Source organism: Rhizobium sp. YJ-22 (assembly GCF_029601685.1).
Classification (GTDB): Bacteria; Pseudomonadota; Alphaproteobacteria; order Rhizobiales; family Rhizobiaceae; genus Metarhizobium.
In genome coordinates, this window is sequence record NZ_JARRIR010000005.1 from 229,165 (window position 1) to 244,528 (window position 15,364).

Consider the following 15,364-nt stretch of genomic DNA (forward strand, 5'->3'; position numbering starts at 1 on the left):
CAAGGCATAGCATATAGGGGCGACGCGGGCCGATGGTAAGGGGGAAGCCTCCGGCCACACGACAAGGATCGCCGGCCTTGCGGCCCTTGTTTTTCGCATGGCGGCTCACAACTATTTGCTTTGCGCGTGATCGGCAGGAAAACCATAGCAGCTCGAATGGCCTTTGAAAAAGGCCGAACTCCTGCAAAACGCTTGCCAATTCAGCGATTTGGCGTAGGACTTGCAATAATTGAGGGAAAGGCGGCGCTCATGACGGCCCGGACGATTCTGGTGGTGGACGACGATGCGGACCTGCGGGAGACCCTGGTCGAGCAACTGGCGCTCTATGACGAATTCAACGTGTTGCAGGAAGCCAGCGCCGTGCAGGGCATGCAGGCGGCGCGCAACGGTGCCGTCGATCTGCTGATCATGGATGTCGGCCTGCCCGACATGGACGGTCGCGAAGCGGTGAAAATGCTGCGCAAGAACGGCTTCAAGGCGCCGATCGTCATGCTGACCGGCCACGACACCGATTCCGACACCATCCTCGGTCTGGAAGCCGGCGCAAACGACTATGTCACAAAGCCCTTCCGCTTCGCGGTGCTGCTCGCCCGCATCCGCGCCCAGCTTCGCCAGCACGAGCAGAGCGAGGACGCCACCTTCACGGTCGGCCCCTATCTGTTCAAGCCGAGCCAGAAACTGCTGAGCACCGAGGACGGCCAGAAAATCCGGCTGACGGAAAAGGAGGCGGCGATCATCCGCTATCTCTACCGCGCCGACCAGAAGGTCGTGACCCGCGACGTGCTGCTGGAAGAGGTTTGGGGCTACAATTCCGGCGTGACAACCCATACGCTGGAGACCCATGTCTACCGCCTGCGCCAGAAGATCGAGCGCGATCCGTCGAACGCCGAGATTCTGGTGACGGAGAACGGCGGCTATAAAATCGTTCCGTAAAAGCATGTTGCGCAAAAGTGTGCAGCGGTTTTGCGATAACGACATGCCTTAAACAGGGGAATGGAATGGCCGGACTGCAGGACGATATCCAGCTTCTGTCGAGTGTGCCGTTGTTTGCCGGCATGAGCGACGACCAGTTGCGGCTGGTGGCCTTCGGGGCCGAGCGGCGGCGGCTGTCGCCGGGGCAGGCGCTGTTTCGCGAGCACGCTCCGGCCGAATGCGCCTATATCGTCGCCGACGGCGCAATCGATTTGACGATCACCGGCCGCGACGGCAAGCCGGAACTGCGCGAAACCGTCCCCGCCGGCACACTGCTTTCGGAAATCGCCCTGATCACCCTGGTCGAGCGCAAATACACCGCAACGGCGCGCGGCGATGCCGAGGTGCTGCGCATCACCCGTGCCCTGTTCCAGCGGCTGATGGAGGAATATCCCCCCGTCGCCGCCATGGTTCAGGGTCGCCTCAAACAGAACCTCGCCGCTATGGTCGAGGGCATCGGCGCGTTGGAGCGGTATTTCGGCTGAGCTCCCGGCCAGCCGATCCACCAAAACTCACAGGTCGAAATGCGCCGTCACCGGCACATGGTCGGAAGGCTGTTCCCAGCCGCGCGCTTCCTTGAAAATCTCGATGCGTTTCAGCAGCGGCGCCAGATCGGGCGACGACCAGATGTGGTCGAGGCGGCGGCCGCGATCGGCGGCGGCCCAGTCCTTGGCGCGGTAGCTCCACCACGTATAGAGCTTTTCGCTGGCGGGAACGTGTCGCCGCATCAGGTCTTCCCAGCCGCCGAGCCGCATGACCTCCAAAAGGCCCTCGGTCTCCACCGGCGTGTGGCTGACGATCTTCAAGAGCTGCTTGTGTGACCAGACGTCGTGCTCCAGCGGCGCGATATTGAGATCGCCGACGAGGATCGAAGCGGTATTGGCCTCGGCGGTCGATTTCAGCCGCTTCATCTCCTCGATGAAATCGAGTTTGTGGCCGAATTTCGGATTGATCGTCCGGTCCGGCTCGTCGCCGCCGGCCGGGACGTAGAAATTATGCAGGCGCACCCGTCGGCCGCCGCGCTCGAACACCGCCGAGATATGGCGGGAATCGCCGACCCCGCAATAATCCTGGCGGTGATCCTCGGTCAACGGAAGACGCGAGGCGATGGCGACGCCGTGATAGCCTTTCTGGCCATGGATGATGACGTGCTCGAAACCCATGGCGCGCAGCGGCGCATATGGAAACAGCTCGTTCGCCACCTTGGTTTCCTGCAGGCACAGGATGTCCGGCCGGTGCTTCAGCACGAATTGCTGCACGATCGGCATGCGCAGCCTGACCGAGTTGATGTTCCAGGTGGTGATCGAGAAAGTCATTACCCACGCCCCTAAAGCAATTCCAGCAAAAGCGTGAAGCGGTTTTGCATGCGAAATTGCGTCAAACAAACAGGACGCGGTGTAGCAAGTTTCCCGTGAGGGAACAGCATAATTCGTCGAATATCAGCGCTTCAGCGCCTTGTTGACCTCTTCATAGGGCACCTTGAACACCGACTGGTCGAACTGCACGCCGGTCTTGACGTTGAAGATCATCACCGAGGTGTCCTTGCCCTGGTTGTCGGTGATCGTCCACTGGCGCAATTCGTAGCTCTTGGGATCGAACATCATGGTGATGGTCGAATCGGCGAAGATCGAGCGGTCGCCGAGCACGATCGTGGTCAGATCCGTCTCTTCCTTGACGTTGCGCACCATCTTGGTCGAGAGGTCGATCCGGTCGCTGAGCAGCAGGCTGAGCGGCGTCTTGGACAGCGGATAGAGGCTCCAGGTCTTCATCTTGCTGTTGCCGATGACGACGTTGCGGCCATCGGAAATCACCCGCATCGGCGAGGGCGCGTCATAGTTGAAGCGCAGCATGCCCGGTCGCTGGATGAAGAATTTACCGCCCGTCTGCTCCCCGCGCGGCCCGAACTGCACGAATTCGCCCTGCATGGACTTCACCGACGAAAAGTGATCGGCGATCTGCTGGGCGACGCCGCTTGGCGCCTGGGCGAGTGCCGAAACCGGAACGAGGCCCGCCATCACCGCACCGATCCCCCCGGCAAGCAGGGCGCGGCGGCTAACGCCACGGGAAACCGGGTCTTTCGAGGTTTCGGGGTGAAAGTCTGCCATCTCTATCTCCTTCGTTCCGCGTCTTCTTTTGTTGTCTTGCCGCAGTTCCGGACGCAAAACCGCTTCGCTGAAATTTTTCGTGACGCAAAAACGCGGCGCCTTGATGACACCGCGTCCAGTTTGCCGGCATCACGTTCTGTTGAACGCAAGGCTCAGCGCTCGATGATGTCGGCCTCGGTCGGCACGAGGATCTCGCGCTTGCCGGCATGGTTGGCCGGCCCGACCAGGCCTTCCTTTTCCATCCGCTCGATGATCGAGGCAGCGCGGTTATAGCCGATGCCCAGCCGCCGCTGGATGTAGGAGGTCGAGGCCTTTCCGTCGCGCAACACCACCGCCACCGCCTGATCGTACGGATCGTCCGAATCGGAAAGAGCAGACATGCCGCCCGCACCGCCGCCGGCTTCCTCGTCCTCATCTTCGGTAATCGCATCAAGATATTGGGGAGACCCTTGGGTTTTCAAGTGGGCGACGATGTCCTCGACCTCGACATCCGAGACGAACGGCCCGTGGACGCGCTGGATGCGCCCGCCGCCGGCCATGTAGAGCATGTCGCCCTGGCCGAGAAGCTGCTCTGCCCCCTGCTCGCCGAGGATGGTGCGGCTGTCGATCTTCGAGGTCACCTGGAAGGAGATGCGCGTCGGGAAGTTGGCCTTGATCGTACCGGTGATGACATCGACCGACGGACGCTGCGTCGCCATGATCACATGGATGCCGGCGGCCCGGGCCATCTGGGCCAGCCGCTGCACGGCGCCTTCGATATCCTTGCCGGCCACCATCATCAGGTCGGCCATCTCGTCGATGATGACGACGATATAGGGCATCGGCGCCAGGTCGAATTCCTCGGTCTCGTAGATCGCCTCGCCGGTCATGCGGTCGAAGCCGGTCTGAACCGTGCGGCTGATCGCCTCGCCCTTGGCCAGCGCCTGCTCGACGCGGCTGTTGAAGCCGTCGATGTTGCGCACGCCGATCTTCGACATCTTCTTGTAGCGCTCTTCCATCTCGCGCACGGTCCATTTCAGCGCCACCACCGCTTTCTTCGGATCGGTGACCACGGGCGAGAGCAGGTGCGGAATGCCGTCATAGACCGAGAGTTCGAGCATCTTGGGGTCGATCATGATCAGGCGGCACTGTTCCGGGGTCATGCGATAGACCAGTGACAGGATCATGGTGTTGATGGCGACGGACTTGCCCGAGCCGGTGGTGCCGGCGACCAGAAGGTGCGGCATCTTGGCAAGATCTGCGATCACGGGCTCGCCGCCGATGGTCTTGCCGAGCGCCATGGCGAGCTTGGCCTTGGAGCCGGCGAAATCGCGGCTGGCGACCAGTTCGCGCAGATAGACCATCTCGCGGCTCTGGTTCGGCAGCTCGATGCCGATGGCGTTGCGGCCGGGCACGACGGCGACGCGGGCGGCGATCGCGCTCATCGAGCGGGCGATATCGTCGGCGAGACCGATGACGCGCGAGGATTTGATGCCCGGCGCCGGTTCCAGTTCATAGAGCGTCACCACCGGGCCGGGGCGGACATGAATGATTTCGCCCTTGACGCCGAAATCCTCCAGCACGCCTTCGAGCATGCGGGCATTCTGCTCCAGCGCGTCGGCGGACAGCGTCGTGTCGCGCACCACGTTCTTCGGCTCGGCAAGATATTCCAGCGCCGGAAGCTGGAAGACGCCGGGAACCGCCGGATGGCGCGGGGCCGGATCATAGGCGCCGGGGCGGCTGGCGCGCGGCGCCTGCACACGGCCGCGACGGTCGCCGACATCGGCGCGCGGCGCGCTTCCGCGGCTGTCGTCAGGAAGGATATCGTCCGGCAAGACGTCGTCATCATCCTCGTCGTCGAGAGCCATGGAGGGCGGCACGACGGCGCGGCGGGCGGCGGGGCGCGTCTCCATGGTCGGTTCGCGGCGCTCGCCGCCTTGACGGGCGCGGGCCGGTTCGTTCAGCGTGCCGAATTCGTCGTCGTTGAAATCGTAAGGCGCTTCGTAACGGTCGGCGCGAGCGGCCCGTCTGAGGCCGAAGACACGGCGCACCCGCGCCTGCGTGGTGAACCAGATATGGGTGAGCGCCCCGAGCGGCAGGAAGTTCGTCAGGAAACTGCCGCCATCGTCCTCGTCGTCATATTCGTCGCGCACGGTCTGCGCCTTGCTCGGCGTGGCGACGGGCAGATCGTCCTCGTCGTCGATCTCGCGATGGCCGATGACGCCGGCGGCGAACAGCATCAGCCAGGCGGTGGGCACGGCGAAGACGGCGCCGAGCGTGGTGGCGAAGCTGCCGGTCGGATAAGCGCCGACGAACAGGGCGGGAAAACGCAGGATCATGTCGCCGATGACGCCGCCGATACCGTTGGGGATCGGCCATGTCGCCGGTGCGGGAAAGCAGCCCATGGCGGCGGCGCAGAGCATGGCGCCGCACAGCCACGCGGCAAGCCGCGCCGGAATGCGATCGATGCCGCGCCCGCTGACGAGCGCCAGCGACCAGGCGAGCACCGGCAGCAGCGACACGACGCCGGAGAGGCCGAAGAACTGCATCAGAACATCGGCAAAGGCGGCGCCGCCGAAGCCGAGGATGTTGGTCGGCTCCTTGCCCGTCGCATAGGACAAGCTGGGATCGGCGACGTTCCAGGTCGCCAGCGCCGCCACCGCCAGCGCCAGCGCGAAGAAGATCGCAAACCCGCAAAGCGACATCACCTGGCGCAGCACGAAAGTCGAAAGCGTGAAACGATGGGGGCGACCGTCGATCGCCGAAGTGCTTCTGCCCATATTTCCGGTCCGTCATCTCATTCGGTGGGACATGAATCGAACGGCCGTCCGCCGGCCGGATTCGCGTTATTCAAGCGTAAACTAAACCGAGAGAGTTAAAGCGGCATTAACCATGGAAGCGCATGCGGCATTTATTGTGGCTGCCTTACGATCGACAGCAGGTGGTCAAAAAAAAAAGAGGCCCGAACCGTAAGGTCCGGGCCAAGGGCGATCCGGGGAGGCCGGATCGCGACGGGCTGTTCGGCGGCGTTGTCCTGAACGCCGCAAATCCTGAAGGGTCAGGCGTGATAGGCCGCTTCGCCATGCGAGGCGAGATCGAGCCCCTCGCGCTCGGCCTCGACCGGCACGCGCAGGCCGACGACGATATCGGTGACCTTGTAGAGAATGATCGAGCCGATGCCGGTCCAGGCGATGGTGACGAGAACCGCCTTCACCTGGGTGACGAACTGTCCCGCCATGGTGACGCCTTCGACATAACCGACGCCGCCCAGCGAAGCGGACGCGAAGATGCCCGTTGCCAGCGCCCCGAACAGGCCGCCGATGCCGTGGACGCCGAAGACGTCGGCGGTGTCGTCATAGCCGAACTTGTTCTTGACCACCGAGACGAAGAAATAGCACAGCGGCGAGACCAGCACGCCCATGACGATGGCGCCCATCGGGCCGACCGTTCCGGCGGCCGGCGTGATGGCGACGAGGCCGGCGATCATGCCGGAGGCTGCGCCCAGCATCGAGGCCTTGCCGCGGGCGAAGGCTTCGACGGCGCACCAGGAAAGGATGGCGGCGGCGGTGGCGACGAAGGTGTTGACGGTGGCGAGCATCGCCCCGCCCGAGGCTTCGAGGTTGGAACCGGCATTGAAGCCGAACCAGCCGACCCACAGCATGGCCGCGCCGACATAGGTCAGCGTCATCGAGTGCGGCGCCATCATGTCCTTGCCGAAGCCGACGCGCTTGCCAACCATGATCGCCCCGATCAGGCCGGCGACGCCGGCATTGATGTGAACGACCGTGCCGCCGGCGAAATCGAGCGCGCCCCAGCCGAAGATCAGGCCGTTGGAGTCCCAGACCATATGGGCGATCGGGAAATAGACGAAGGTGACCCACAGCAGGCAGAACAGCACCGCCGCCGAGAAGCGGATCCGCTCCGCGAATGCGCCGATGATCAGGCAGGGCGTGATCGCGGCAAAGGTCATCTGGAACATCGCGAAGATATATTCGGGAATGACGACGCCCTTGGAGAAGGTGGCCGCCGTCGTGGTCGGGTCGACGCCGGCGAGGAAAATCTTGGCGAAGCCGCCGAAGAAGGCGTTGGTCGAGCCGCCGAAGGCGAAGGAATAGCCGTAGACAACCCAAGCGATCATCACGGCGGCGGCGATGACGGTGCATTGCATCAGCACCGACAGCATGTTCTTGGCGCGCACCAGCCCGCCATAAAACAGGCCGAGGCCGGGAATGATCATGAACAGGACAAGGATCGTCGACAGGAACATGAAGGCAGTATCGCCCTTTTCGGGCACCGCAACGGCGGCGGGAGCCGCTTCCTGAGCGAATGCAACAGCCGGCGCGATCAGGAGAGCGCTGGCGGCGACAAGGCTGGAGCGGGATGCGAGCGTGCGAAATGACATGAAAAAGAACTCCCTTGTCGGCGAATTACAGCGCTTCGGAATCGGTTTCGCCGGTGCGGATGCGCACCGCATGGTCGATGGAATAGACGAAGATCTTGCCGTCGCCGATCTGGCCGGTCTTGGCGGCGGCGGCGATGGCGTCGACGGCCCGCTCGGCCATGTCGGTGGCGACCGCGATCTCGATCTTCAGCTTCGGCAGGAAGCTGACGGCATATTCCGTTCCGCGATAGATTTCAGTGTGCCCCTTCTGCCGTCCGTACCCCTTGACCTCGGTGACGGTCAGGCCCTGGATGCCGAGCCCGGTGAGGGCTTCGCGCACCTCGTCCAGCTTGAACGGCTTGATGATGGCCATCACAATTTTCATCTGTACCCCATCCTCTCTTGCCTCGGCGCTTTGCCGATGTTCGTGCCGCGGGCGCTGGAGCGCCTGCCGCGACTGGCCTTCATCATACAAAGGGCGTGCCAGTTTCGAGGATGGTGATTAAACCGCTGTATTTTCAGGGAAAAAATTCGAAACGCCAAGAAAGCGGCATTTCGCAACCGCACAAAAGCATAAAATTTGAGCAGTAATTACATCTTGCTTATTTATTGCCCATCTGCCCTTTTGCGAATCAGACCCTCCTGCGCCACCGAGGCGACCAGCCGGCCGGAGCGGGAAAACAGGCTGCCGCGCGTCATGCCGCGCGCGCCCGATGCGCTGGGGCTATCCTGGCTGTAGAGCAGCCAGTCGTCGAGATCGACGGGGCGGTGGAACCACATGGCATGATCGAGGCTCGCCACCTGCACGGTCGGATCGAAGATCGAGGTGCCGTGGGCATAGAGCGCCGTATCGATCAGCGTCAGGTCCGAGAGATACGCGAGGATGGCGGTGCGCGTGCGGCGGTCGTCGGGTGCGCGGCCGTTGGTGCGCACCCAGACATCCTGGCGCGGCGGCAGCTTTTCCGAGGAGATGTAATGGGTGAAGGCGGTCGGGCGGATCTCGATGGCCCGCTCGCGCTCCCAGTAGCGCCGCACCGGCTCAGGCGCATGCGCCAGGAACTCGGCCCGGAGCCGCTGCTCGTCGGGCAGATCCTCGGGGAACGGCACCTGCGGCATGTCGATCTGGTGGTCGAAGCCGGGCTCGTCCTTCTGGAAGGAGGCCGACATCGAGAAGATCGGCTTGCCGTGCTGCACCGCCACCACCCAGCGCGTCGCAAAGCTCGCGCCGTCGCGGATGCGATCGACCTGGTAGACGATCGGCACGCTGGGATCGCCGGCCCGCATGAAATAGGCATGCAGGGAATGCACGAAGCGGTCCTCTTCCACCGTGCGCTGCGCCGCCACCAGCGCCTGGGCGATGACCTGGCCGCCGAACACCCGTTGCCAGCCCGTCTGCGGGCTGAGGCCGCGATACAGGTTCTCCTCGATCGGCTCGATATCGAGAATGGCGATCAGCTTCTCCATGGCGGAGGGGGTGCGGGCGCTTTGCGACATTTTGGTCAAACTCCGGCAGTATAAGTCTCTGACTTTTGGTCTATAAAGCAGGATACGTAAAGGTGCGCCGCTTTTGCACGCGCCGAACAGGATCGAAGAGCGGAGATGCAAGCGATGATCGACATGCTGGTGGTGGGTGGCGGATATGTCGGCCTTTCGCTGGGGCTTGCCGTCAAGCATGCGGCCCCGCATCTGAATGTCGAAATCGTCGAGGCGGCGCCCGCTGAGGTCTGGAAGAAGGACCAACGCGCCTCGGCCGTCATCGCCGCGGCGACGCAGATGCTGACCGTGCTTGGCGTCTGGGACGAGATTTTGCCGCAGGCGCAGCCGATCACCCGCATGATCGTCACCGATTCGCGCACCGCCGATCCGGTGCGCCCGGTCTTCCTCACCTTCGACGGCGATGTCGCCGAGGGCCAGCCTTTCGCCCATATGGTGCCGAACGTCGCCCTCGTCGCAGCGTTACGCGCGGCTTGCGAAAAACTCGGTGTCACCATCCGCCACGGGCTGACGGCGACCGGTTTCACCGCCGGCGACAATGCCGTCAGCGTCGATCTCTCGGACGGCAAGTCGGTCGAGGCGCGCCTGCTCGTCGCCTGCGACGGCGTGCGCTCCAAGCTGCGCGACATGGCCGGCATCAAGACCGTGTCCTGGGATTACGGCCAGTCCGGCATCGTCACCACCGTCAAGCACGAACGCCCGCACGAGGGCTGTGCCGAAGAGCATTTCCTGCCCGCCGGTCCCTTCGCCATCCTGCCGCTCACCGACAACCGTTCCTCTCTGGTCTGGACCGAACGCACCGCCGATGCCGAACGGTTGCTCCGCGCCGACGATCTCGTTTTCGAGGAGGAACTGGAGCGCCGCTTCAGCCACAAGCTCGGCCGTCTCAGCGTGGTCGGCGACCGCAAGGCCTTTCCGCTGGGGCTGACGCTGGCGCGCGATTTCGTGGCACCCCGCTTTGCGCTCGCCGGCGACGCTGCCCACGGCATCCACCCGATCTCGGGCCAGGGCCTCAATCTAGGCTTCAAGGATGTGGCAGCACTTGCCGAAACCGTCGTCGAGGCCGACCGCCTCGGCCTCGATATCGGCGCACTGACCGTGCTGGAGCGCTACCAGACCTGGCGGCGCTTCGACACGTTTCGCATGGGGGTGACGACCGACGTGCTCAATCGGCTGTTTTCCAACGATATCGGTCCGTTGCGCGTCTTGCGCGACGTCGGCCTCGGGCTGGTCGAGCGCATGCCGAAGATGAAATCCTATTTCATCGGCGAAGCCGCCGGCCTCGCCGCCAACGACAATCCCCGCCTGCTGGCCGGGGAGCCCATTTAAGCGGGCCTAATCTTCCAGCTTGCGCGCTTCCGACATCAGCATGATCGGAATGCCGTCGCGGATCGGATAGGCGAGTTTTCCGCGCTCGGAGACGAGTTCGTTGCGCTCGCGGTCCAGCGACAGGCGGCCCTTGGTCAGCGGGCAGACCAGGAGGTCGAGGAGCTTCGGATCGACGCGGGCGATGTTCTCGTCCATCACTGCAGGACCGTATCGGATCCGTCGCCGGCAATGGCGAATTCGGTGATGGCGATCAGGGTTTCGGCGCGCGTCTTCAGATCGGGGGCTTCCAGCAGCGCCTGCTTTTCCGCCGGCCCGAAGGGCGACATCATCGACACGGAATTGACCAGCGTCCGGTTGCTGGCGCGCTCGACGCTGTCCCAGTCCGCTTCGAGATTGTTGGCGTCGAGATAGGCGCGGAAGGCGGCCAGCAAGGCTTGGCGGTCGATTGCCTCGTCGTCGTCATCGGCGGTGAGATCGGTGAGGAAGGGGGCGATGCGGAAGCTGCGATAGGGCTTGCCGCTCTGGATCTCCTCCACCAGCCGGTAGCGGCAGATGCCGGTGAGCGAGGTGACGTAGCGCCCGTCGCCGGTCTCGGCAATCGAGGTGATGCGCCCGAGGCAGCCGACCGGGCACAATTCGGCATGCACCTGCTCGGAATAGGAGGGCTGGACCATGCCGATGATGCGCTGATGCGCCAGCGCGTCGTCGAACATCATCAGGTAGCGCGGTTCGAAAACATTCAGCGGCAGCTGGCCGGAGGGCAGGAGCAGCGCCCCCGATAACGGAAAGATCGGAATCGTCTCCGGAATATCTTCCGCTTTCAGATATCTGGCGTTTCCCGCTTGCATCGTCCTGTCCCGTCCTCAAGCATTCCCCGGCCCGGGATTAGGGCCGGCTTTCGGATTATGTGGGGCGGCCCGGAAAAAACACAAGCCTCATTCAGGGCGATGATCCCGGATCAGGAAAACAGGATGGAGGACAGCTTGCGCCGCGCCGCAATCGTCGCCGGATCCTTGAAACCCCAGACATCGAAGAATTGCAGCAGCTGGCGGCGGGCGCCGTCGTCATCGAAGGCGCGGTCGCGTTTCATGATGAACAGCAGGTGATCGGCCGCCTCGTCGCGCCTTCCCTCGACATTGCGGATCTTGGCGAGCTTGATGCGCGCCTCGTGATGATCGGGGTTCAGCGCCAGCTCATGCTCCAGCGCCACGGGGTCGCCGAGCTTGCGGGCTTCCTCGATCTGTTCGAGCTTCTTGATAACAGGCTGAAGTGCGGCATCGGCCAGCAGCGTCTCCGGCAGCGTGGCCAGGAATTCGCGCACCCGCTCCGGCTGCTCGCCGGCCATCAGGCATTCCGCAATGCCGGCGACAGCCCTGGCGTTTTCGGGGTCGGCCTGCAGGATGGCGCTGTAGAGCTCGCCGGCGGCATCGATATCGCCTTGCGCGAAGGCGGCATCGGCTTCTTCGAGGATCGCGGCGATCTGCATGGCCGGATCGTCGGCGGCGGGGCCGGCGATGCGGTCGATGAATTGGCGGATCTGGGTCTCCGGCACTGCGCCCATGAAACCATCGGCGGGACGGCCGTTGACGAAGGCGATGACGGCGGGGATCGACTGGATGCCGAGCTGGCCGGGAATGGCCGGATGGTCGTCGATGTTGAGCTTGACCAGCTTGACGCGCCCGCCCGCCTCGTTGACCACCTTCTCAATGACGGGGGTCAACTGCTTGCAGGGGCCGCACCAGGGCGCCCAGAAATCGACCAGCACCGGCTGGTGGCGCGATTCCTCCAGCACGTCCTTCGTGAATTGCGCCGTGGTCGTGTCCTTGATGTGACCGCCCGCCGCGCCTGCGCCTGTCGTCACCGAGGCGCTCATCTGGTTGCCGAAGGAACCGCTATAGGAATCGTTCATGCCGCTCATCGAAATCTCCCGCCGGGCCGCCGCATATCTGCGTTTGCGCTTTTGTTCCGCATGCCGTTATCGCAAAATCGCTACAGACGTTTGCGCGGCATGCTGTAAATCGTATGTCAGGCCGTGACTTTCAAGACAAGCGGCCGATGGCCGGTCGCTTCCATGAAACGGATCAGATCGTCGCGGCCGATAGAGGTGGTGGCGTCGTTGCTGAGCGGGTGGCAATTGATGATGTCCGCCTGCATCAGGTCCGCATCCAGCACGAATGTGACGTTGTTGCCGGTATCGTTGATCGCGCCGAAAGCGGTGACCGAGCCCGGGGCGACGCCTAGGAATTCCATCAGCTTTTCCGGTTTGCCGAACGACACCTTGCTCGCCGCGCCGAGCAGGTGATGCACCGTCTTCAGATCGACCGAGGCATTTTCCTCGACCGTCAGCAGGAAGAAATTATCCTTCTTGTCCTTCACGAACAGGTTTTTCGTATGACCGCCGGGAATTTCATCGCGCAGCGACACCGATTCGGCAACGGTGAACACCGGCGGATGATCCTTGGTCTTGTGGGCGATGCCGAGGCTGTCGAGAAAGGCAAACAGGTCTTCGCGCGTCTTCGGTGCGGTCATGATCGGCTCTGGTCGTAGGGCCGCCCGGCACACATCTTCCTGGGGCGGAAGGCGCCGGAAACGGACGTTGAAGGGGCAGCAGCGGATCCCGCGCCGCCCGTCCTTGATAGGGGGCGCGCGAGGTTTTGGCAAGAACGCGGAAATTTTCGCTTTGTTTTCAAACCGATGGTTTTGCGAAACCGAAAAATGCCGATTTTTCCCGCCGCGTCGTCATTTCTCTGTTGCATTCGCTCCGGAGTTGGGTCATATAGCCCCCGTCGCCGCAAGCGGGGACGCCGCCACGATCCATCGACTACCCCGGATCGAGGTTTGATGAGCGGGTGTAGCTCAGGGGTAGAGCACAACCTTGCCAAGGTTGGGGTCGAGGGTTCGAATCCCTTCGCCCGCTCCAGTTTTCCAGATCATGACGTTGCAGACAAAACGCGAGCGGCTTCTGCAGGCCGTCCAGCATGTTCACCCGGCCCAGCCGCGTCCCGCATCTTCATGGAATCGTCGTTTTTATTGGCGAAAATCCTCTTGCAATCGCTCCGGACATGGGTCATATAGCCCCCGTCGCCGCAAGCGGCGACGCGCCACGATCCATCGACTACCCCGGATCGAGGTTTGATGAGCGGGTGTAGCTCAGGGGTAGAGCACAACCTTGCCAAGGTTGGGGTCGAGGGTTCGAATCCCTTCGCCCGCTCCAGTTTCCGAGATCATTCTCCCGAAATACAGCCTTCACGCCGATGGCGCTTGCTTGTCCTGCTGCCTTTGGCCCGCAAACCAAATCGCCCGGCCGTTTGCACGGCCGGGACGATCGTTTTTTGATTCGATGGATGTCGTTCAGCCGAACAGGCTACCGACGTAATAGAATGCGGCGGAGATGACGGCGGCGGCAGGCAGGGTCACCACCCAGGCGACGACGATGTTGCCGGCAATGCCCCAGCGCACCGCCGAGGCGCGCCGCGCCGCGCCGACTCCGATGATCGCGCCGGTGATCGTATGCGTGGTCGAGACGGGAATGCCGAGCCAGGTGGCCCCGAACAGGGTCAGCGCTCCGCCGGTTTCGGCGCAGAACCCTTGCATCGGGTTGAGGCGGGTGATCTTCGAGCCCATGGTATGGACGATGCGCCAGCCGCCGAACAGTGTGCCCAGCGCCATCGCCGTCTGGCAGGAAAGCACCACCCAGAAGGGCACGTAGAATTCCTGCCCCAGATAGCCCTGCGAGAACAGCAGCACGGCGATGATGCCCATGGTCTTCTGCGCGTCGTTGCCGCCATGGCCGAGCGAATAGAGCGAGGCGGAGAAGAATTGCAGCACCCGGAAGGAGCGGTCGACCGCGAACGGCGTCTGCCGCACACAGATCCACGAGACGATCAGCACCAGGATCAGCGCCAGGAAGAAGCCGATCGCCGGTGACAGCACGATGGCGCTCGCCGTCTTCAAAAGGCCCGACCAGACGATCGAATCCCAACCGACCTTTGCAAGCCCCGCCCCCACCAGGCCTCCGATCAGCGCATGCGAGGAGGAGGAGGGAATGCCGAACACCCAGGTGATGATATTCCACAGGATGGCGCCCATCAGAGCCGAGAAGATCACCAGCGGCGAAACGATCGCCGGATCGATGATCCCCTTGCCGAGCGTCTCGGCCACATGGAGGCCGAAGAACAGGAAGGCGATGAAATTGAAGAAGGCCGCCCAGGCCACCGCGAATTGCGGTCTGAGCACCCGCGTAGAAACGATGGTGGCGATGGAATTGGCTGCATCGTGCAGGCCGTTCAGGAAGTCGAAGAACAGCGCGATGCCGATCAGCCCGACCAGCAGCGGAAATGCGAGCGCGGCGTCCATCAGACGTTCTCGATCACGATGCCGCTGATTTCATTGGCGACATCCTCGAAGCGATCGACCACTTTCTCCAGCTCGCCATAGATTTCGCTGCCGATCATGTAGGCCATGGCGTTGCCGCTGGCGCCATGCTTGCGGAAAAGATCCTTGAGCCCCTGGTCGTGCAGGTCGTCGGAGCGGCCCTCGACACGGGTCACATCCTCGACGAGCCCGTTCAGCCGGTGGGCGTTGACGCCGATGCGGTCGAGCAGCGGCACGGCCTCGGCCACCAGATGCGCCGCCTCGACCACCGCCTTGCCCATCTCCCGCATGCCCGGCTCGAATTCGGTCTGCTCATAGAGGCGGATGGTCTTGACGGTCTTGTGCATCATATCGATCGCATCGTCCATGGACTGGATCAGATCCTTGATGTCGCCGCGGTCGAAGGGCGTGATGAAGCTGAGGCGCACCGCCGTCAGCACCTCGCGGGTCAGGTCGTCGGCCTGGTTTTCGAGATCGACGATCTTCCTGCAGTTCGCCTCGATATCCTGTCCGGAAAGAAGCTGGTCCAGCGCTTCCGCCGCGGCGACCACGGTGCGCGAGTGGCGCGCGAACATGTCGAAGAAACGATCCTCGCGCGGCATCAATTTTCGAAACAGGCTCAGCATCGTCGGTCCTTCCGGTCGGTCCTCGTCATGAAAGTGTCATATAATCCACGCGCGCCGAAAGAAACCGCCCCGTTGAATCGCAAAGCCGCGCAAACGCTTCTTCA

14 protein-coding genes, 2 tRNA genes and 1 pseudogene are annotated in these 15,364 nt (G+C 63.2%); 5 read left to right on the forward strand and 12 right to left on the reverse strand.

From position 1 onward, the window contains the following. Positions 1-249: 249 nt before the first annotated feature. Positions 250-933, forward strand: a complete 684-nt coding sequence (locus P7F60_RS14255) for a response regulator transcription factor (protein WP_277918396.1) — start codon at positions 250-252, stop codon at positions 931-933. A 65-nt stretch (positions 934-998) separates the two neighbouring features. Continuing rightward, a complete protein-coding gene (locus P7F60_RS14260) occupies positions 999-1,457 on the forward strand; it encodes a cyclic nucleotide-binding domain-containing protein (protein ID WP_277918397.1) in 459 nt (152 codons plus the stop codon). 27 nt (positions 1,458-1,484) lie between these two features. On the opposite strand, the gene P7F60_RS14265 is transcribed toward P7F60_RS14260, so the two are convergent. From P7F60_RS14265 to tesB, 6 genes are all read right to left on the reverse strand, one after another. Beyond that, positions 1,485-2,288: an exodeoxyribonuclease III gene (locus tag P7F60_RS14265; RefSeq protein WP_277918398.1), complete on the reverse strand. Its 804-nt coding sequence runs from the start codon at positions 2,286-2,288 to the stop codon at positions 1,485-1,487. Between the two features lie 123 nt (positions 2,289-2,411). Then, positions 2,412-3,077, reverse strand: coding sequence for an outer membrane lipoprotein carrier protein LolA (locus P7F60_RS14270; RefSeq protein ID WP_277918399.1), 666 nt, complete (start codon positions 3,075-3,077; stop codon positions 2,412-2,414). A gap of 152 nt (positions 3,078-3,229) precedes the next feature. Then, positions 3,230-5,836 (reverse strand): DNA translocase FtsK, encoded by a 2,607-nt coding sequence (locus P7F60_RS14275; RefSeq protein WP_277918400.1) that lies wholly within the window; start codon positions 5,834-5,836, stop codon positions 3,230-3,232. Between the two features lie 278 nt (positions 5,837-6,114). Continuing rightward, positions 6,115-7,458 (reverse strand): ammonium transporter, encoded by a 1,344-nt coding sequence (locus P7F60_RS14280; RefSeq protein ID WP_277918401.1) that lies wholly within the window; start codon positions 7,456-7,458, stop codon positions 6,115-6,117. A 25-nt stretch (positions 7,459-7,483) separates the two neighbouring features. Further along, a complete protein-coding gene (locus P7F60_RS14285; protein ID WP_277918402.1) occupies positions 7,484-7,822 on the reverse strand; it encodes a P-II family nitrogen regulator in 339 nt (112 codons plus the stop codon). A gap of 221 nt (positions 7,823-8,043) precedes the next feature. Beyond that, a complete protein-coding gene (gene tesB / locus P7F60_RS14290) occupies positions 8,044-8,931 on the reverse strand; it encodes an acyl-CoA thioesterase II (RefSeq protein ID WP_277918403.1) in 888 nt (295 codons plus the stop codon). Positions 8,932-9,009: 78 nt separating this feature from the next. Here tesB and P7F60_RS14295 point away from each other — a divergent pair. Beyond that, positions 9,010-10,260 (forward strand): annotated as a pseudogene (locus P7F60_RS14295) (ubiquinone biosynthesis hydroxylase); the annotation flags it as partial. A gap of 6 nt (positions 10,261-10,266) precedes the next feature. On the opposite strand, the gene P7F60_RS14300 reads toward P7F60_RS14295, so the two are convergent. The 4 genes from P7F60_RS14300 to P7F60_RS14315 form a co-directional block, all read right to left on the reverse strand. After that, positions 10,267-10,455 carry a Trm112 family protein gene (locus P7F60_RS14300; RefSeq protein WP_277918404.1) on the reverse strand — a complete coding sequence of 63 codons (189 nt, stop codon included), beginning with the start codon at positions 10,453-10,455 and terminating at the stop codon, positions 10,267-10,269. Further along, the gene (locus P7F60_RS14305; RefSeq protein WP_277918405.1) at positions 10,455-11,108 is read right to left on the reverse strand and encodes an LON peptidase substrate-binding domain-containing protein; all 654 of its coding nucleotides are present in this window, start codon (positions 11,106-11,108) and stop codon (positions 10,455-10,457) included. Before P7F60_RS14305 ends, P7F60_RS14300 begins: the two co-directional genes overlap by 1 nt. Positions 11,109-11,218: 110 nt before the next feature. After that, positions 11,219-12,178 carry a thioredoxin gene (gene trxA / locus P7F60_RS14310; RefSeq protein ID WP_277918406.1) on the reverse strand — a complete coding sequence of 320 codons (960 nt, stop codon included), beginning with the start codon at positions 12,176-12,178 and terminating at the stop codon, positions 11,219-11,221. 107 nt (positions 12,179-12,285) lie between these two features. Continuing rightward, the gene (locus tag P7F60_RS14315) at positions 12,286-12,789 is read right to left on the reverse strand and encodes a prolyl-tRNA synthetase associated domain-containing protein (protein WP_277918407.1); all 504 of its coding nucleotides are present in this window, start codon (positions 12,787-12,789) and stop codon (positions 12,286-12,288) included. Between the two features lie 316 nt (positions 12,790-13,105). Here P7F60_RS14315 and P7F60_RS14320 point away from each other — a divergent pair. Together P7F60_RS14320 and P7F60_RS14325 are read left to right on the forward strand one after the other, a co-directional pair. Next, a tRNA-Gly gene (locus tag P7F60_RS14320) sits at positions 13,106-13,180 on the forward strand. A gap of 219 nt (positions 13,181-13,399) precedes the next feature. After that, positions 13,400-13,474, forward strand: a tRNA-Gly gene (locus tag P7F60_RS14325). 137 nt (positions 13,475-13,611) lie between these two features. Here P7F60_RS14325 and P7F60_RS14330 read toward each other — a convergent pair. Together P7F60_RS14330 and P7F60_RS14335 are read right to left on the reverse strand one after the other, a co-directional pair. Continuing rightward, positions 13,612-14,616 carry an inorganic phosphate transporter gene (locus P7F60_RS14330; RefSeq protein ID WP_277918408.1) on the reverse strand — a complete coding sequence of 335 codons (1,005 nt, stop codon included), beginning with the start codon at positions 14,614-14,616 and terminating at the stop codon, positions 13,612-13,614. After that, positions 14,616-15,260 (reverse strand): DUF47 domain-containing protein, encoded by a 645-nt coding sequence (locus P7F60_RS14335; RefSeq protein ID WP_277918409.1) that lies wholly within the window; start codon positions 15,258-15,260, stop codon positions 14,616-14,618. Before P7F60_RS14335 ends, P7F60_RS14330 begins: the two co-directional genes overlap by 1 nt. Positions 15,261-15,364 lie beyond the last annotated feature (104 nt).

Bases quoted from the DNA above. Each gene is read 5' to 3' on its own strand.
- P7F60_RS14255 (WP_277918396.1), top strand. From the start codon at position 250: ATGACGGCCCGGACGATTCTGGTGGTGGACGACGATGCGGACCTGCGG.
- P7F60_RS14260 (WP_277918397.1), top strand. From the start codon at position 999: ATGGCCGGACTGCAGGACGATATCCAGCTTCTGTCGAGTGTGCCGTTG.
- P7F60_RS14265 (WP_277918398.1), bottom strand. From the start codon at position 2,288: ATGACTTTCTCGATCACCACCTGGAACATCAACTCGGTCAGGCTGCGC.
- P7F60_RS14270 (WP_277918399.1), bottom strand. From the start codon at position 3,077: ATGGCAGACTTTCACCCCGAAACCTCGAAAGACCCGGTTTCCCGTGGC.
- P7F60_RS14275 (WP_277918400.1), bottom strand. From the start codon at position 5,836: ATGGGCAGAAGCACTTCGGCGATCGACGGTCGCCCCCATCGTTTCACG.
- P7F60_RS14280 (WP_277918401.1), bottom strand. From the start codon at position 7,458: ATGTCATTTCGCACGCTCGCATCCCGCTCCAGCCTTGTCGCCGCCAGC.
- P7F60_RS14285 (WP_277918402.1), bottom strand. From the start codon at position 7,822: ATGAAAATTGTGATGGCCATCATCAAGCCGTTCAAGCTGGACGAGGTG.
- tesB (WP_277918403.1), bottom strand. From the start codon at position 8,931: ATGTCGCAAAGCGCCCGCACCCCCTCCGCCATGGAGAAGCTGATCGCC.
- P7F60_RS14300 (WP_277918404.1), bottom strand. From the start codon at position 10,455: ATGGACGAGAACATCGCCCGCGTCGATCCGAAGCTCCTCGACCTCCTG.
- P7F60_RS14305 (WP_277918405.1), bottom strand. From the start codon at position 11,108: ATGCAAGCGGGAAACGCCAGATATCTGAAAGCGGAAGATATTCCGGAG.
- trxA (WP_277918406.1), bottom strand. From the start codon at position 12,178: ATGAGCGGCATGAACGATTCCTATAGCGGTTCCTTCGGCAACCAGATG.
- P7F60_RS14315 (WP_277918407.1), bottom strand. From the start codon at position 12,789: ATGACCGCACCGAAGACGCGCGAAGACCTGTTTGCCTTTCTCGACAGC.
- P7F60_RS14330 (WP_277918408.1), bottom strand. From the start codon at position 14,616: ATGGACGCCGCGCTCGCATTTCCGCTGCTGGTCGGGCTGATCGGCATC.
- P7F60_RS14335 (WP_277918409.1), bottom strand. From the start codon at position 15,260: ATGCTGAGCCTGTTTCGAAAATTGATGCCGCGCGAGGATCGTTTCTTC.